Origin of the sequence: Flavobacterium agrisoli (assembly GCF_016522065.1) — a bacterium.
GTDB lineage: Bacteria > Bacteroidota > Bacteroidia > Flavobacteriales > Flavobacteriaceae > Flavobacterium > Flavobacterium agrisoli.
On sequence record NZ_JAEHFV010000007.1, the window covers coordinates 49,907 to 66,914 of the forward strand.

General features: G+C 34.1%; 9 protein-coding genes. 4 read left to right on the forward strand and 5 right to left on the reverse strand.

The genetic code is table 11. The features are described from left to right. Positions 1-123: 123 nt before the first annotated feature. Positions 124-6,627: an alpha-2-macroglobulin family protein gene (locus tag I5M07_RS14120; RefSeq protein ID WP_200107093.1), complete on the forward strand. Its 6,504-nt coding sequence runs from the start codon at positions 124-126 to the stop codon at positions 6,625-6,627. Positions 6,628-6,681: 54 nt separating this feature from the next. On the opposite strand, the gene I5M07_RS14125 is transcribed toward I5M07_RS14120, so the two are convergent. The 5 genes from I5M07_RS14125 to I5M07_RS14145 all read right to left on the reverse strand — a co-directional run bounded on the left by I5M07_RS14125 (position 6,682) and on the right by I5M07_RS14145 (position 12,802). After that, entirely contained in the window at positions 6,682-8,826 is a 2,145-nt protein-coding gene (locus I5M07_RS14125; protein WP_200107094.1) for a S46 family peptidase, read from the reverse strand. A gap of 174 nt (positions 8,827-9,000) precedes the next feature. After that, positions 9,001-10,002, reverse strand: a complete 1,002-nt coding sequence (obgE, locus tag I5M07_RS14130; RefSeq protein WP_200107095.1) for a GTPase ObgE — start codon at positions 10,000-10,002, stop codon at positions 9,001-9,003. A 115-nt stretch (positions 10,003-10,117) separates the two neighbouring features. Beyond that, a complete protein-coding gene (locus tag I5M07_RS14135) occupies positions 10,118-11,347 on the reverse strand; it encodes a hemolysin family protein (protein ID WP_233622073.1) in 1,230 nt (409 codons plus the stop codon). 242 nt (positions 11,348-11,589) lie between these two features. After that, positions 11,590-12,162: an adenylate kinase gene (locus tag I5M07_RS14140; protein WP_200107097.1), complete on the reverse strand. Its 573-nt coding sequence runs from the start codon at positions 12,160-12,162 to the stop codon at positions 11,590-11,592. 109 nt (positions 12,163-12,271) lie between these two features. Next, positions 12,272-12,802 (reverse strand): phosphoribosyltransferase, encoded by a 531-nt coding sequence (locus tag I5M07_RS14145; protein ID WP_200107098.1) that lies wholly within the window; start codon positions 12,800-12,802, stop codon positions 12,272-12,274. A gap of 185 nt (positions 12,803-12,987) precedes the next feature. Between I5M07_RS14145 and I5M07_RS14150 the strand changes: the two genes are divergently transcribed. The 3 genes from I5M07_RS14150 to I5M07_RS14160 are packed head-to-tail and all read left to right on the forward strand — an operon-like array spanning position 12,988 to position 16,970. Further along, complete coding sequence (locus tag I5M07_RS14150) at positions 12,988-14,262, forward strand: PQQ-dependent sugar dehydrogenase (protein WP_200107099.1); 1,275 nt, start codon at positions 12,988-12,990, stop codon at positions 14,260-14,262. 29 nt (positions 14,263-14,291) lie between these two features. After that, positions 14,292-16,388, forward strand: a complete 2,097-nt coding sequence (locus I5M07_RS14155) for a TonB-dependent receptor (protein ID WP_200107100.1) — start codon at positions 14,292-14,294, stop codon at positions 16,386-16,388. Positions 16,389-16,415: 27 nt separating this feature from the next. After that, positions 16,416-16,970, forward strand: a complete 555-nt coding sequence (locus tag I5M07_RS14160) for a hypothetical protein (protein ID WP_200107101.1) — start codon at positions 16,416-16,418, stop codon at positions 16,968-16,970. Positions 16,971-17,008: the final 38 nt, after the last annotated feature.

Consider the following 17,008-nt stretch of genomic DNA (forward strand, 5'->3'; position numbering starts at 1 on the left):
CAAAATAGAAGTGCTTTGTTTTTCAAAAATAAACAAAAAAAAAGGCTGCATCTGAAATTATTTCTACTTTAGTAAAATGTAAAAAAAATCTTTTTAAATTAATTTTTATAAAACATACAAACAATGAAAAAACTACTTTGCTTTTTTTTATTAATCACTTCCGTAATATTTGGACAAAACTTTGATAAAAATTGGCAAAAAGTGATTGATTACGAAAATCTTGGCAAAATAAAATCGGCTAACCAAGAAGTTGAAAAAATTTATAAAAAGGCCTACAATAAAAAGAATGAACCGCAAATTATTAAAACTTTTTTTTACAGATCGAAATACAAACAAGTTTTAGACGAAAATGCCAAAAAATTAATTTTAATTGATTTAAAAACTCAAATTAATCAGGTTTCAATTCCATCCAAAGCAATATTGAACTTGGTTTATGCTAAAGGTCTGCATGATTACAACGAAGATTATTCAGAAGTTTTTGCTATTGTTGACACTGCTATTGCATTTGTCAGTGTAGCTGCAGAGGAAAATGGCGTCGAATCTGCAGTTGATTCCGTTGAAGTGGCTACTTTTAATAAAGGAGAAGAAATTGTCAAAATATTCGATAAAACACTAGAAAACGAAGCTGCTTTAAAAGCTACATCTTTAACCAATTACGAAGCCATTTTTGATTTTTTTACTTTAGAAAAATTTAAAAAAGAAAATTTATACGATTATTTATTAAAGGAAAATATTGCTTTTTTTAAGCAAAAAATATATAGTTGGAATATCAATTCTCAAGAATTTGAACCTCACAAAGATACTTTTTTAAATAATTCTGATGCCTTTACAAAATTAAACCTTGATTTTGTGAAAGATGAAAATCTAAAAAAAGTCCTTTCTCTTTATCAAAAATTAGAAATTGATTCACCAACTTTTGAAAACCAATTGGAACGTATTTTGTTCTGTTCTCAATACCTAATAAAATCAGATGATGAGTTATTGAATACCTTGAATGTGTTAGAAAAAGAGGCAAAAGAAGCAACTCAACTGCAAAATATTCAATTAGAGAAAGCAACTGTTTATGCTAAATTGGCTTCCAAAGAAACACATCCTGATTACAATAGCAAAGCAATTTCTGAATTAGAAAGAGTTTTAGCAACCAATAATAATTCAAACGCTTACAAAATCGCAATTCAGAAAAAAGAAGAAATTTTAAGTAAAAACATTCAGGTTGAACTTCAAAAATACATTTACAACAAAGAAAATAGCCGAGCTTTTATTCGATATAAAAACACGAATAATTTGACAATTTCATTTTACAAAATCAACAATGCAATTCAAACGGAATTCCAAAATAACAACAAAAAAAAGGATAGTTTAGTTGCTCAAATTGTAAAAGAAAAAAAACCAATCACTTCAAAAAACTATCAGCTAGTTGATAAAAAAGACTATTTCGAATATACTACAGAAGTGCTTTTACCTCAATTAGAAAAAGGAAATTACTTAGTCTATTTTGAAAGCGAAATCGACTCCAAAGACAAAAAAGGTTTTGGTTATGAAACCATCACAGTTTCTAATATTTCGGTTTTGGCAAATAGAAAAGATGACACAGAATACTACACTGTTCTTGATAGAAAAACAGGAAAACCAATGGAGAATGTTTCTTTAAAATCAAAAGAATTTGAAATAAAAACAAATGCCGAAGGTTTAGCAAGCTATAAAGCCCAAGAAAACAAAAATCATTATTACAATAATTTCCCGATACAGTTAACCACTGCAAACGACACCATTATAATCAATAAAAACTACCTTGCTTATGCTTCAGATTATTCAGAAAAAGAGGAAGATGAAAACATCAAAGGCAAAGTAGAATTCTACTTAGACCGAGCGATTTATCGCCCAGGACAAACCGTTTATTACAAAGGAATTGCTATTCAAAAAAAGAAAAACCAATCAAGCGTTGTTCCGAATACTACTTTCAAAATAACCATTCAAGATCCTAATTATACCAATTTTAAAGAATTTGAAGTAACTACTAATGAGATCGGCTCATTCTCTGGTGAATTTGTTTTACCTAAAACTGGTTTAACTGGAGATTTTAGAATTGAAGCAGAAGAACCTGATGATTATAAAAAAGACAATTCGTATAACAAAGAAAAAGACGAACATCCGTTTTGGGATAATGTACATTTTGAAAACACCAATGCTTATTTTAAAGTCGAAGAATACAAACGCCCAAAGTTTGAAGTGACTTTTGAACCTAAAAAAGAAAGCTTTCAGGTGAATCAATCCGTTTCTGTAAAAGGAATTGCCAAAGCTTTTGCTGGAAGCTCTATTTCGGATGCCAAAGTAAGTTATACCATTACCCGATTTACTAATTTTTACAGAAATTATTATGGCAATGAGCAAAGCGAAATTATAGCTACAAGTGAAACCAAAACAGATGCGACTGGAAAATTTGTCATCGATTTTATTGCCAAACCTTCTGCCAATGCAGATAAAAACCAACTACCTGTTTTCAATTACCGAGTTGATGCAACCGTTACTGACATCAATGGAGAAACCCATTCGGCTGTGACAACTATTAAAGTCGGCTATCACGATTTGATGCTTACAACTACTATTCCAAACAGAATTGAAACCAAAAATAAAAATGAAATTACGCTGAATAGCACCAATTTGAACGGAGAGTTTAAAGCAACAAAAGGCGAAATCAAAATGTATTTCGTAAGCTCTTTTCCAAATAAATTCAAATCCAGAGTTTTTCCTCAACCTGAAATCAAAACCATTTCTGATACCGAATTCGAAAAATTATTTCCTTATGAAATTAACAGCTCCGAAAAGCTAGAAAAAAAAACAGAAAAGTTAGTTTTCTCTAAAACTATTGACACCGAAAAAGATAAAAAAATAGCACTCGATTTTATTTCAAATTATCAATCTGGGAATTATAAAATTATATTCTCTGCAAAAGACAGTTTTGACAATCCTATTGAGAATGTTTCCAATTTTAGTATTATTCAAAGCAAAAACAAATTCAACCCGAATACGTTATTCACTGTCGAACAAATCAATAAAGACCCGAAGAAAGATGGTTTTATTACGATTCAAATCCATTCAGTGATTGACACTTTACACATTCATACTACAGGAAATTACAAAAACAGTACTTTCTATGAAAAAAATATAGTTTTAGAAAACCATCAGGCGAGACTTACGATTCCAATTCAAAAAGACTTTGAGAAGTTGCTGAAATTTGGTTTTGAAAGTATTTTTGAAAACCAACCTTTCAATAATCAGTTAGAAGTAGCATTAAAATTTGAAGAGCCTAAAATGGATTTTTCGGTAGAAAGTTTCAGAAATAAAATCCAACCTGGAAGCAATGAAAATTGGTCTTTCAAATTAAATGCTTCCAACACCAAATCAGAAGCTGAAATTCTGGTTTCGATGTATGACAGTTCTTTAGACCAATTTACCCAAAAAGAATGGAGTTCACTTGATTTTTATGACTACAATTATAATGGTGTGAATTACAGAACAAGTTTAGGATTTGATAAAACCCATACTTACATTCGTAGTTTAAACTCAAAAAAAACTCGAATACATTTAAACAACGAAGATACCAAGCTGATGTGGTTTGGTTTTGATTTTAACGAAGCAAATCCAAGATTAATTGCATTAGAATATAAAAATCAACTTAACAGAAAAGCAAAAAAACCACAAAATGCAAAAACTGTGTATGGTTATGTTTTAGATTCTAAATCATATCCATTACCCGGAGTTCAAATAACAGTAAAAGGCACCACAAGAAATACTCAAACCGATTTTGATGGTTATTACGAAATTGATGTCGCTAAAAATGAAGAATTAGTCTTCTCTTATCTTGGATTTGAAAGTCAAACACAAATTGTTGAAGACGATAAAAATTTAGATGTTATTTTAAAAGAAGACGAAAATACTTTAAATGAAGTTGTTGTTGTTGGCTATGGTTCTCAAAAAAAATCAGATCTTACTGGAGCGGTTGCAGCTATTACACTTCCTCCTCCTCCGAGAGTAGATGAAGCGAAAGACATGAAAATCAGAGGAAGTTCGTCTATAAACGGAGCTACACCTTTGTATATTATTGATGGAGAGATTGCATCTGAAGAAGCCTTTAAAAGATTAAATCCATCAGACATTGTTGACATAGCAGTTCTAAAAAATAAAGATGTACAAGCTACTTACGGAAGCAGAGGTGTAAACGGTGTTATCATCATCACAACCAAAAAAGCATTGGAAGCATTAACCCAAGTCAAAGCAAGAAAAAATCTCTCAGAAACCGCTTTCTTTTTCCCAAATCTAAAAACAGATGCTAAAGGAAAAGTGAGTTTTAATTTCACCTCTCCCGAAGCTTTAACGGCTTGGAAACTTCGATTATTGGCACACAATAAAGAAGCGGTTACGGGCTATTTGGAAAAAACAGTCCTAACGCAAAAAGAACTGATGATTGTTCCTAATTTTCCTCGTTTTTTCAGAGAAAAAGATACCATTGTGATTAGTGCAAAAATTTCGAATCTAACCAATGAAACCAAAACTGGAATTGCGTCATTACAATTTTTTGATGCTACTACTATGCAACCCATAGATGCCAAAATGCTCAATGCTAAAAACATTAAAAACTTCACCGCAAAAGCTTTAGGAAACACTACTGCAACTTGGACCATTACCATCCCGGAAGGATTGCAAGGCGTTCAATACAAAATTGTAGCCAAAGCTGGAAATTACTCAGATGGAGAAGAAAACATACTTCCAGTTCTAACCAATAATATGCTTGTGACCGAGAGTATTCCGATTTGGGTTCGCGAAAATTCAAAGAAAGAATACACTTTTAATAATCTAAAAAATAACAATTCGGCTACTTTAAAAAACCACCAATTCACCTTAGAATACACTTCGAATCCAACTTGGCTCGCAATTCAGTCTTTGCCTTATTTGATGGAATACGAACACGAATGTGCGGAGCAGACTTTTGCGCGCTTTTATGCTAATGCTTTGGCTACTGAGATTATTTCGAGTAATCCAAAAATCGCTACTGTTTTTGAAGATTGGAGGAAAAACGGAAAACTCAATTCAAAACTGGAAGAAAACGAAGAGTTGAAATCAATTATTTTAGCCGAAACACCTTGGCTAAATGACGCTCAAAGCGAAGATGAAAAAAAGAAAAACTTGGCTCTTTTATTCGATTTAGAAAAAATGAAAACCTCTCAAGAAACCACTTTTCAAAAATTGAAACAAAAACAAAAACCGTCTGGTGGATTTGCTTGGTTTGACGGAAGCGACGAAAGCGAATACATTACCAGACATATTTTGGCTGGTTTGGGACATCTTTCCAAACTAAATCCAAATGATGAAACCATTGAAAAAATTGACGAAATAACAGAAAAAGGAATTCCGTTTTTGGACCAAAAGTTTTTGGAATATTATAAACAAAGAACTGAGAAGCTAAAAGCAAGCGAAAAATTAATCTGGCCAAATCCGTATTCTGATTTGCATTATTTGTACACCAGAAGTTTTTATCTGAAAGATTATCCGCTTTCGGACACTTTGAAAAAGGCAACTAAATTATATCTTGAAACGGCCAAAAAAGATTGGCTGAATTATTCTTTGTATGAAAAAGGATTAGCCTCATTGACCCTAAATCGTTTTGGCGAAAAAGAAGCTGCCAAAAAAATAATTGAAAGCCTGAAAGAAACCGCTTCGAACAACGAAGATTGGGGCATGTACTGGATTGCCAATAAATCGGGTTGGTTTTGGTATCAAGCTCCGATAGAAACGCAAGCATTATTGATTGAGGCTTTCGCCGAAGTGAATAACGATACCAAATCCGTCGATGCCATGAAAGTTTGGTTGCTCAAAAACAAACAGACCAAAAACTGGCCAACAACCAAATCAACCACCGAAGCTGTTTATGCATTATTGATGCAAGGAACCGATTGGCTTTCGGTAAAAGACAATACGGTTATTAAAATTGGAGATGAAAAAATCCTGACCAAAAAACTATCCGAAAACGAAAAAGAAGCCGAAACGGGATATGTAAAACTCAACTGGAAAGCCGATGAAATCAACAAAGAAATGGCTTCAATAACCGTTGAAAATAAATCTAAAGTTCCTGCTTTTGGAGGTGTGTATTGGCAATATTTTGAAGATTTGGATAAAATCAAAAATAACTCTAACACCAATTTATCCGTTTCTAAAGACCTGTATATTAAAAACACCACTTTAAAAGGTAACGAACTGCAAAAAATAACATCCAAAAATAGTTTGAAAGTTGGTGATTTGGTTACCGTTCGTTTGGTTATCTCAGCCAAAGAAAATATAGAATTTGTACACCTAAAAGACATGAGAGCTTCTTGTTTTGAACCCGTAGATGTACTTTCTGGATACGAATACAAAGGCGGTTTAGGTTTTTATAAAAGTACCAAAGATGTCGCTACTCATTTCTTTTTTGAAAACATCAACAAAGGAACTTATGTTCTGGAATATGACATAAGAGTAAACAGCACTGGTAATTTCTCTAACGGAATTACCACAATTCAAAGTATGTATGCTCCTGAATATAGCAGTCACTCCAAAGGAATTAGGGTAAAAGCAATAATTAACCTTATATAAAAAACCCGATAAACAATCTGCTTATCGGGTTTTAGATTAAATAGTAAAAAAGAATTATTTCACAATCGTCATTTCGTTAATAATATTTTTGGCACCGGCATATTTATCGATAATCCAAAGTACATAACGAATATCAACATTGATGGTACGTTGTAAATTAGAATCAAAAATAACATCTCCAGCCATTGCTTCAATGTTCCCGTCAAAAGCAACTCCGATTAATTCTCCTTTTCCGTTCATTACGGGCGAACCTGAGTTTCCTCCGGTAATATCATTATCTGTTAAAAAGTTAATTGGCATGTAACCGTTTTTATCTGCATATTGCCCGAAATCTTTTGCTTTGTTTAGATCTAACAAACGACTTGGCAAATCAAATTCAGCATCGCCTTTTTTGTATTTCTTGACCAAACTCGACATGTCGGTATAGTTGTTGATTTTAGCCTCATTACGAGAATCTGCTGGTAAAGCACGAACTTTTCCGTAAGTCAAACGTAAAGTTGAATTAGCATCTGGATATTTAACCTCGTTTAAACCCGAAACACGTAATCCTTCTACCAATTTGCGGTACGCTTTTTCGAAAGTATCTTTGTTTTGTAATTGTTGAGGAGATTTAGAACGATATTTTGTCATCAAATCATTAGAAATAATGTATAAAGGATCGTGCACAATAGCCAAGGGTTTCGGATTAGCCATAAAAGCAAGCATTTTATCTTTTGAAGAAAAATAACTTACCTCAGCAGCTTTTTCCACATCTTTACTGAAATCGCCTTTGTTCTCTGATTTCATTTTTGCAATTTGAGGAGCTAGACCATAATCGGCGGCTTTTGAAGCATACAAGTTTAATTGTGCTGTAAGCAAATCTTTTTCTAAAGGAGCATACAAGTTACCATATAGGATTTCAATCATGGCATTAATTTTGGGCAACATTTCGGCTTTTTTGGCATCGTTTTCATTGAAATAAGCAATTAAAGCATTTCCTAAATTAGCAGGAGCCATAGCATAGGCCGAAGTACGCAAAACTTGCATTAAGTAATTATCATGGCGGGCTTTATCGTTAGTTGTACGGTAATACTCATTAATAACCGGAACTACATTTTCGTATTGCTCTTTATTCGCTGGTTTTGTAGCCCACTCATAAAATTTATCTTCCTGAGCCGTTTTGGCATCAACTGTTCCTGCTTTGGTTAAGGCATCAATCATTCCTTGACGGTTTTTCCAGTAATTAGCCGTTTGTGCATATTTAGAAGCGTATTGCAAACGCACTTTAGCATCTTTATCCATATACTTTTTCATCTGGTCCATTCCGGTTTTAGCACCTTCAACCCAAGCAGGATACGCATATTTAATATTTTGCTCAATTCCACCCGCTGGCATCCATCTGTTTGTACGACCTGGATATCCTAAAATCATAGCAAAATCATTTTCTTGAACGCCCTTCAAGCTAATTGGCAAATGGTGTTTTGGTGTTAATGGCACGTTATCTTTTGAATATTCTGCCGGATTACCATTTTTATCGGCATAAACACGGAACATTGAGAAATCTCCTGTTTGACGTGGCCATTCCCAGTTATCCGTATCACCTCCAAATTTCCCGATACTTTCTGGCGGAGTTCCTACTAAACGCACATCTTTATAATCTTGACAAACAAAATAGTAAAATTCATTTCCTTGAAAAAAAGGTCGTACCGAAACTACATATTTACCGTTTTCGTTATTTTCTTTTTCAATTAAAGCCATTTCTTGCTGAATCGCTTTGTTGCGCTCTTCTTCGGTCATGGTATCATTTACTTTCGCCAAAATTCGTTTGGTACAATCGTCCATACGAACAAAAAAGCGAACATATAACGATTTTGGTTTCATTTCTTGACTGCGTTCTTTTGCCCAAAAACCATCACGTAAATAATTTTGTTCTTCGGTAGAAAGCTCTGCAATAGCGCTATATCCGCAGTGGTGATTCGTTAAAACCAATCCGTTATTTGATACAATTTCGGCAGTACAACCTCCGTTAAATTGTACAATAGCATCTTTTAAACTGTGGTGGTTGATGCTGTAAATTTCTTCGGCAGTTAGTTGCAAGCCCATTTTTTCCATATCCCTATGGTTCAATCGCTCGATAAACATTAAGAACCACATGCCTTCATCGGCTCTTACAGGAAAAGCCATTAGGCAAATCGTAAATAATAAGATTATTTTTTTCATATAATAAATTGAATTAGTGCTGCGAAGATAATTTATTTTGCAAAGACAGCTATTTTACACAAAGAATTCTTTAAAAACTAACACAAAAAACCTCTATTTATTACGAATAAACCGATTTAAACAAAAAAGGTGCTCTTGTAACAGAACACCTTTTTTAAATTATTTGATAAAATTTTAATCATTTAACATTTTCCAAAGTTTGTCTTTTAACTCCGTCAAACCTTGTTGAGCAACAGAAGAGATAAACAAATACGGAATCCCTTTAAACGAGACATCCAGTTCCGCTTTCAACTCAGCTTTCAACTCGTCGTCGAGCATATCACATTTAGAGATTACTACCAAACGTTCTTTGTCCAACATTTCTGGATTGTATTTGGTTAATTCATTTACCAAAATATCATATTCTGCTTTGATGTCGTTTGCATCGGCTGGAACCAAAAACAACAACGTTGAGTTACGCTCGATATGACGCAGAAAATAATGTCCTAACCCTTTTCCCTCGGCCGCTCCTTCAATAATTCCGGGAATATCCGCAATAACAAAAGATTGATAATCACGATACGCGACAATTCCTAAATTGGGTTTTAAAGTCGTAAAAGGATAATCGGCAATTTTAGGTTTTGCAGAAGTTAAAACGGATAATAAAGTAGATTTCCCCGCATTAGGAAACCCAACTAGTCCCACATCGGCTAAGACTTTTAATTCTAAAATCACATCCATTTCGGTACCTAACAAACCCGGTTGAGCATAACGCGGTGTTTGATTGGTTGAACTTCTAAAATGCCAGTTTCCTAAACCACCTTTTCCTCCTTTGGCCAAAATTTGTCGTTCCCCATCTTCGGTAATTTCAAAAAGTACCTCGCCAGTTTCTTTATCTTTTACCACTGTTCCTAAAGGTACTTCGATAAATTTATCCTCGCCATCGGCTCCCGTACTTCGATCAGATCCGCCATCACCACCATGTCCCGCTTTTATATGTCGAGCAAACTTTAAATGAAATAATGTCCACAATCCTTTATTACCTACTAACACCACATGTCCTCCACGGCCACCATCTCCTCCATCTGGCCCACCTTTTTCAATAAATTTTTCTCTGTGTAAATGCGTAGATCCGCGTCCACCTTTACCTGATGAAACATAAATTTTAACGTAATCTACGAAATTTCCTTCTGTCATGTTCTTTATTTTATCACTGATTAAAACCTAACATAATCCCATATTTATTGGGTTTATTTACATTCTATCAACATTTTGTTTGTAATGCCTTTTTCTGAAATCAAATTAGAATTTATTATTCTTTTGATTTTCTTTTTTTGATTAATACTTTATCAATTTTTGCTCCGTCCATGTCGATAATTTCAAACTGAAAATCATGCCAATTGAGTTTATCTCCCTGTTTGGGAATACGCGACAATTCGGTCATAATCATACCACTTACAGTTGTTACTTCATAATCGGTTATTAATTCATCAAGTTCAAAATACGTTAAAAAATCGTGTAAAGAATAATGCCCATCGACTAACCAAGTTCCATCTTCGCGTTCAATTAATTGAAATTCTTCCTTATAAAAATCGGATACATTCCCGACTAAGGCTTCTAGTATATCGTTTAGAGTGATAATTCCTTGAAAAACGCCGTATTCATCGGTTACCAAAGCATAATGTATTCCGGTAATTTTAAAATTTTCTAGTGCTTTGTAAGCAGTGGTTTGCTCCATTACATAAGAAGGTTCCTTCATAATTTTTGCCAAACTAAAATCGGACGTTTCGAGGGCTGCAAAAATACTTTTTAATGTTACCACTCCCACTATATCATCAAAATTTTCATTATATACGGGGTAATTGGTAAACAAATCCTCTAGAACTGCTTTTTTTACAGCAGTCGCATCCCAATTTAACTGTAGCATTTCGACCGACTTTCGGTGTGTCATTAATGAGTTGACCTTTCTATCTCCGATATGAAAAACCCGCTCTACAATATCTTGTTCAATTTCTTGCACTTCGCCTCCTTCGGTACCTTCTTTTATAATCGCTTTAATTTCTTCTTCGGTAACTTTACCATCGGTAGAAGGTTTTATTTGCAAAACATTCAATAAAAAATCGGTAGAAGTAGTCAACAACCAAATAAACGGAGCGGTAATTACCGAAACAACTTTCATGGGCATGGCCGCCATTTTGGCAATAGCTTCGGGATAATTTAAACCGATTCTTTTGGGCAATAATTCGCCTAAAACCAAGGAAAAATAGGTTAATAAAACCACTACAATTCCCACTGCAATCGAATCAGCATAAGGCTTTAATGCATCAAATTGTGCTACAAAAAGCTGTACATCGGCCGTAATTTTGTCACCACTGTAAATACCCGTTAAAATTCCAATTAGGGTAATCCCTATTTGAACAGTCGATAAAAATTTATTAGGCGAATTGGCTAACTCTAAGGCAATTTTGGCGCTTTTATTTCCTTTTTTTGCCGAAGTTTCTAATCGGGTTTTACGAGCCGAAATCAAGGCAATTTCCGACATCGAAAAAAAGCCGTTTAACAGAATTAATAAAAAAATAATCAGTATTGCCATAACGGTTTCTATATTAACCTTGTTTTAAACAACAAAAGATTTGCCACTCACAAATCCTTTTAAAATTTAAAAACCATTAAGAAATTTTGCCTTATTTATTTAAAAATACTGTTCTTCTTAATGGTTTTCTACCTTTTATCGCGCTATTTTCTTATTGTATTTAAGAAACAGCACAATTATTTTATATTAAATTACAAATTATCAATCACAGTACTCAAACGCTCGGTAATTTCTGCAATAGAACCAATTCCGTTTACAGCATGAAATTTATCTTGCTCTTTGTAAAAGCCCATTAAAGGCGCTGTTTTTTCGTTGTATTCTTGGTAACGATTGCGAATTTTTTCTTCATCTTGGTCGTCTGTTCTTCCGCTTGTTTTTCCTCTTTCTAACAAACGAGCCACTAAAATTTCGTCATCAGCTTCTAATGCAACCGTTGCGGTAATTTTTTCTCCTTTTGAAACTAAAAATGCATCTAGAGCTTGTGCCTGTGCAATTGTTCTTGGAAAACCGTCGAATAAAAAACCTGCTGACTCAGGATTTTTTTCTACTTCGCTTTGCAACATTTTGATGGTTACTTCATCCGGAACCAAATCGCCATTATCCATATAGGTTTTAGCTAATTTTCCCAATTCAGTTTCATTTTTGATATTGTATCTAAAAATATCGCCTGTTGATAAATGGGTTAAATTGTATTTTTCTTTTAAAAATTCTGCTTGAGTTCCTTTTCCGGCACCTGGTTTTCCGAATAAAACAATGTTGATCATAAAGTTTAATTTAAAATTTAAAAATGTATCGAAAGAAAAGCAAACACGCTAATTTCAATATATTTTTAGTGGGTAATCTTGGTTATTTATTATGTTATTAATCTATTTTTTACTCTTTTAATTGATAAACTGCTGGTAAATTTCGTCCCAAGCCGTCGTAATCCAAGCCGAAACCTACTATAAATTTGTTTGGAATTCGAATGCCAACATAATCAATTTTAATATCTTGTTTGTAAGCCTCTGGTTTAAAAAACAACGTGGCAATTTTAAAGCGTTTTACATTTTGACTTTTAATACTTTTTTTCAACGCTACTAATGTGTTTCCGGTATCCACAATATCTTCAATCAACACCACCGAACGCCCAGATAAATCTTGGTTTAAACCAATCAGTTCGCTCACTTTATTAGTTGATTCTGTTCCTTCATACGAAGCCATTTTTACAAAACTTACTTCGCATTGCCCTTTGTAATGTTTCATGAAATCGGCAACTACCATAAAGGCTCCATTTAAAACACCAATAAATAGAGGCGTTTCTTCGGCAAAATCATCTTCTACGAGTCGAGCAATTTGCGCTAAGGCAAAATCAATTTCTTGTGCAGAAATAAACGGAACAAATTGTTTATCGTGAAGTTGAATCATTATTTCGAAATTTAAAATAATGGACAAAGATACAGAATTACAAACAATTTGCCCATACCAAAAAAAAGGATCCAAATAAGTTGTAAAGGCTGTTAAATATCAGTTAATAATTACAAGAAAATCCTGAAAACTGAGATAAAAAGTAGTAAATTGATATGAAATAACTCCTTACAATACTTTAAATTATGAAAACATTATCTACACTATACGGTTTATCCTTCTTAGCCTTACTTACTTCCTTCAACGGTCAAGTTAAAAAAGAAGAAAAGGAAACATTGGCTAAACAACCCAATACAGTTGTAAAAACCGCCATTGGCTATCTTACCTTACCGCCACCTTTTGCGACCGAATCAAAAACCAATAATAGTAAAGTGATTGGCTGGCCGGAAGGCAAAACACCAAAAGCTCCCGAAGGTTTTACTGTGACAAAATTTGCCGATGGATTCGAAAACCCGCGTTGGACCTATATCGCACCCAATAATGACATTTTTGTGGTAGAAAGCGGAACAAAAAACAGTAAAAATCAAATTACAGTTTTGCGTGATGCCAATAAAGATGGAACTTTTGAAACCCGAAAAATTTTCATTACAGATTTGAACAAACCTTTTGGAATGTTGGTGTTAAATGGCTATTTCTACATTGCCAACACTGATGGACTATACCGATACCCTTACACAAACAGTCCTCTAAAATTAGAAACAAAAGGCGAAAAAATACTGGAACTTCCGGCTGGAGGTTACAACAATCACTGGACAAGAAATATCATTTCGAATGCTGATGGAAGCAAAATTTACGTTTCTGTAGGCTCTGCAAGCAATGTGGCCGAACACGGAATGGATAAAGAAATACGACGTGCCGATATTCTTGAAATTAATCCAGATGGAACGGGTGAAAAAATATACGCAAGTGGACTAAGAAATCCGGTGGGAATGGATTGGAATCCGGTTACAAAAGAGCTTTGGACGGCCGTTAACGAGCGTGATGAATTGGGCGATGATTTGGTACCCGATTATATAACGAGTGTAAAAAAAGACGGTTTTTATGGTTGGCCTTATTCGTATTACGGAAATTTACTCGACCCAAGAATGAAAGGCGAACGAAAAGATTTGGCAGCAAAAGCCATTATTCCGGATGTTCCGGTTGGTTCACACACGGCATCGTTAGGTTTAGCATTTTACACCCAAGATAAATTTCCAGCAAAATATAAAAATGGTGCATTTGTCGGACAACATGGTTCTTGGAATCGCTCGAAAATATCGGGTTATAAAGTGCTTTTTGTACCTTTTGCAAACGGAAAACCTTCGGGGCAACCCGAAGATTTTTTAACCGGATTTATTTCGGATGCCAACAAAGCTGAAGTCTACGGACGTCCGGTTGCCGTTACAGTTATGAACGACGGTTCACTTTTGGTAAATGATGACAGCGGCAATACCATTTGGAAAGTGACAGCAACTAAATAAAATTTCCATTCTGAAATCCCGAAACTAAAATGTTTTTAAAAAAATACCGCTTTTTTCTTCTTTTTGCAATGGTTTTCTCAAACCTATTGGCTCAAGAAGAAAAAAGCAAATTTGTTACTTCTGGAAAGACGCAAAAACTGGACGAAGTAATTATTAGTTCTTCGCATATAAACGATAGTTTGCAAAACGCCCCAGCCTCAATTGGTATTTTATCAAAAAAAGATTTGGTACAAAATAACACAACCGATATTTCGTATGTTATCAATACTATTCCAGGTGTGCTGATGCAATCTTCCAATTTTACCACCACCCGAATTTCGATACGCGGAATTGGAGCCAGAACACCTTACGGAACCAATAAAATTCGTGCTTTTTATGGTAGCATTCCACTAACTTCAGGGAATAGCGAAACAGTTATTGATGATATTGATTTACAAAATCTGAATCAAATAGAAGTAATTAAAGGACCGCTTTCAAGTTTGTATGGAGCAGGTTTAGGTGGCGCTATTTTGATTTCGCCACAACTTTCAAAAATGAATGGTCAAAATGCTGGAATTACTTCGGTTTTTGGCTCTTTTGGATTATTAAAAAACAGCTTAAATTATAGTATAGATGAAAAAAATGCAAGCCTAAATTTAAGTTTTCATAATTTAAAATCAGATGGGTGGCGCGAAAACAGTGCTTATAAACGAGAAGGAATTACGCTTGCTGGAGAATTATTTCGAAAACAAAAAAGCAAACTAACCTATTTTTCCAATTACACTTATGTTAAAGCTTTTATCCCGAGTTCCATCAACAAAGAAGATTACGAAAACAATCCGCAGATTGGCGCTTCAACTTGGGTCGCCTCACAAGGATTTAAAGAGTACAAATCGACTTTGGCCGGATTGGCTTATGATTTCAATATTACTGAAAATTTAAAAAATGCCACTTCCGTTTTCATCAATTACAAAGACAGCAACGAACCAAGACCTTTTGATGTTTTGCGTCAATATACTTTTGCAACGGGTGCGAGAACGCAATTTTCTGGCGATTTCAAAATTGGAAAACTACAAAATCAATTTATTTTCGGAATGGAATATTTTACGGATGATTACAACGGAAATACATTCGAAAATTTATACAAACAAAATAACGGACAAGGTAGCTTGCAAGGAAAACAAATAACAGCAACTGATCAGGAAAGGCATTTTTACAATATTTTTTCGCAAATCAGGTCGTTGCTTTCAGAAAATTGGGAAATGCAATTTGGTTTAAATTATAACAAATCCCATTTTGAACTGACGAACTTTCTTCCGCAAAAAACGGCAACTGAAAAATACAGTTATGATGGTATTTTTTCGCCACAATTCTCTTTATTATTCAAACCGGATCAACAAAAAACGATTTATTTTTCCGTCAGTCGCGGATTTTCATTGCCTGCTACCGAAGAAACATTAACAAGCAACGGCACCATAAATCCAAACATCAAACCCGAAAACGGTTATAATTTTGAATTGGGAGGCAAATTTTATTTTTTCAACAAAAATCTTTATACCGAAATAGCCGTTTATCGAATGGAAATTAAGGATTTATTAGTCGCTAAAAGAATTGGAGATGACCAATACGAAGGTGTGAATGCCGGAAAAACACTGCATGAGGGAATCGAAATCACCTTAAAGCACAATTGGCAAATCAATCGTTTTTTTAACCTCAATTCTTACCTTGGAACTTCGATTGGGAAATATGAATTTAAGGAATTTGTTGATAGCGGAAACGATTATTCCGGCAATCAATTAACCGGAGTTCCCGCAAATAAAGTCAATGCCGGATTAATTTTAAATACCCGTATAGGATTTTATATAAATGCCGATTATCAATTTGTTGATGAAATTCCGATGAACGATGCCAATTCTGTTCATTCGGATTCGTATTCCCTTGTTAATTTAAAAACAGGTTATCAATTTGAAATACTGAAAAACCTCCACACCAACTTGGCTTTTGGTATCAATAATTTGACCGATGAAAAATATGCTTCGATGATTTTACCAAATGCACTCCCGGTTGGAACTTCATCTCCCAGGTATTATTATCCGGGACTTCCTGTAAATTATTACGGAACTGTTTCGTTTAATTATTTATTTTAGTTTTCAGAAATTAATCAAACTGAGAAAATGGCATCGGCACTACAAACCAAACTGGATTATGTAAATGCTTATCGGGAAAACCGATTGAAATGCGCACAGGAAATTCTGGATAATCCTTATCTGTTTGCTGAATTAATTTCTATTTGTTTTTCGCCTGACGATGCAAACCATCATAAAGCCTGCTGGATTTTAGAATTTGTAGCTTACGAAGAATTGATTTGGCTCCAACCTCATTTGGATTTTTTTTGTTCGAATTTGAAAATTCTAAAAGACGAAAGTGCCATTCGGCCCATCGCAAAAGTGATTCAACTTTTAGTAAAATCACATTATAGAAAGGATGAAAACGGCATCAGCCTTTCTGAAGAAAATCTTCAAAATTGTATTGAAGTCAGTTTTGACTGGCTGATTAACGATGTAAAAGTAGCCACAAAAGCGTACTCTATTCGGACTTTATATCTTTTAGGAAATCATTACGATTGGATTCATCCCGAGTTACAACTGATTCTCAATAAAGATTTTGGCAATCATTCGGCAGCCTACAAAGCGGTGGCGAAGGAAGTTTTGAAGAAAATTGAAAAGTAGCCGCATTTCAAAATAATTTATTTTACGTACATTTGTAA

Coding starts and splice junctions, on each gene's coding strand:
- I5M07_RS14120 (WP_200107093.1), top strand. CDS start 124: ATGAAAAAACTACTTTGCTTTTTTTTATTAATCACTTCCGTAATATTT.
- I5M07_RS14125 (WP_200107094.1), bottom strand. CDS start 8,826: ATGAAAAAAATAATCTTATTATTTACGATTTGCCTAATGGCTTTTCCT.
- obgE (WP_200107095.1), bottom strand. CDS start 10,002: ATGACAGAAGGAAATTTCGTAGATTACGTTAAAATTTATGTTTCATCA.
- I5M07_RS14135 (WP_233622073.1), bottom strand. CDS start 11,347: ATGTCGGAAATTGCCTTGATTTCGGCTCGTAAAACCCGATTAGAAACT.
- I5M07_RS14140 (WP_200107097.1), bottom strand. CDS start 12,162: ATGATCAACATTGTTTTATTCGGAAAACCAGGTGCCGGAAAAGGAACT.
- I5M07_RS14145 (WP_200107098.1), bottom strand. CDS start 12,802: ATGATTCAACTTCACGATAAACAATTTGTTCCGTTTATTTCTGCACAA.
- I5M07_RS14150 (WP_200107099.1), top strand. CDS start 12,988: ATGAAAACATTATCTACACTATACGGTTTATCCTTCTTAGCCTTACTT.
- I5M07_RS14155 (WP_200107100.1), top strand. CDS start 14,292: ATGTTTTTAAAAAAATACCGCTTTTTTCTTCTTTTTGCAATGGTTTTC.
- I5M07_RS14160 (WP_200107101.1), top strand. CDS start 16,416: ATGGCATCGGCACTACAAACCAAACTGGATTATGTAAATGCTTATCGG.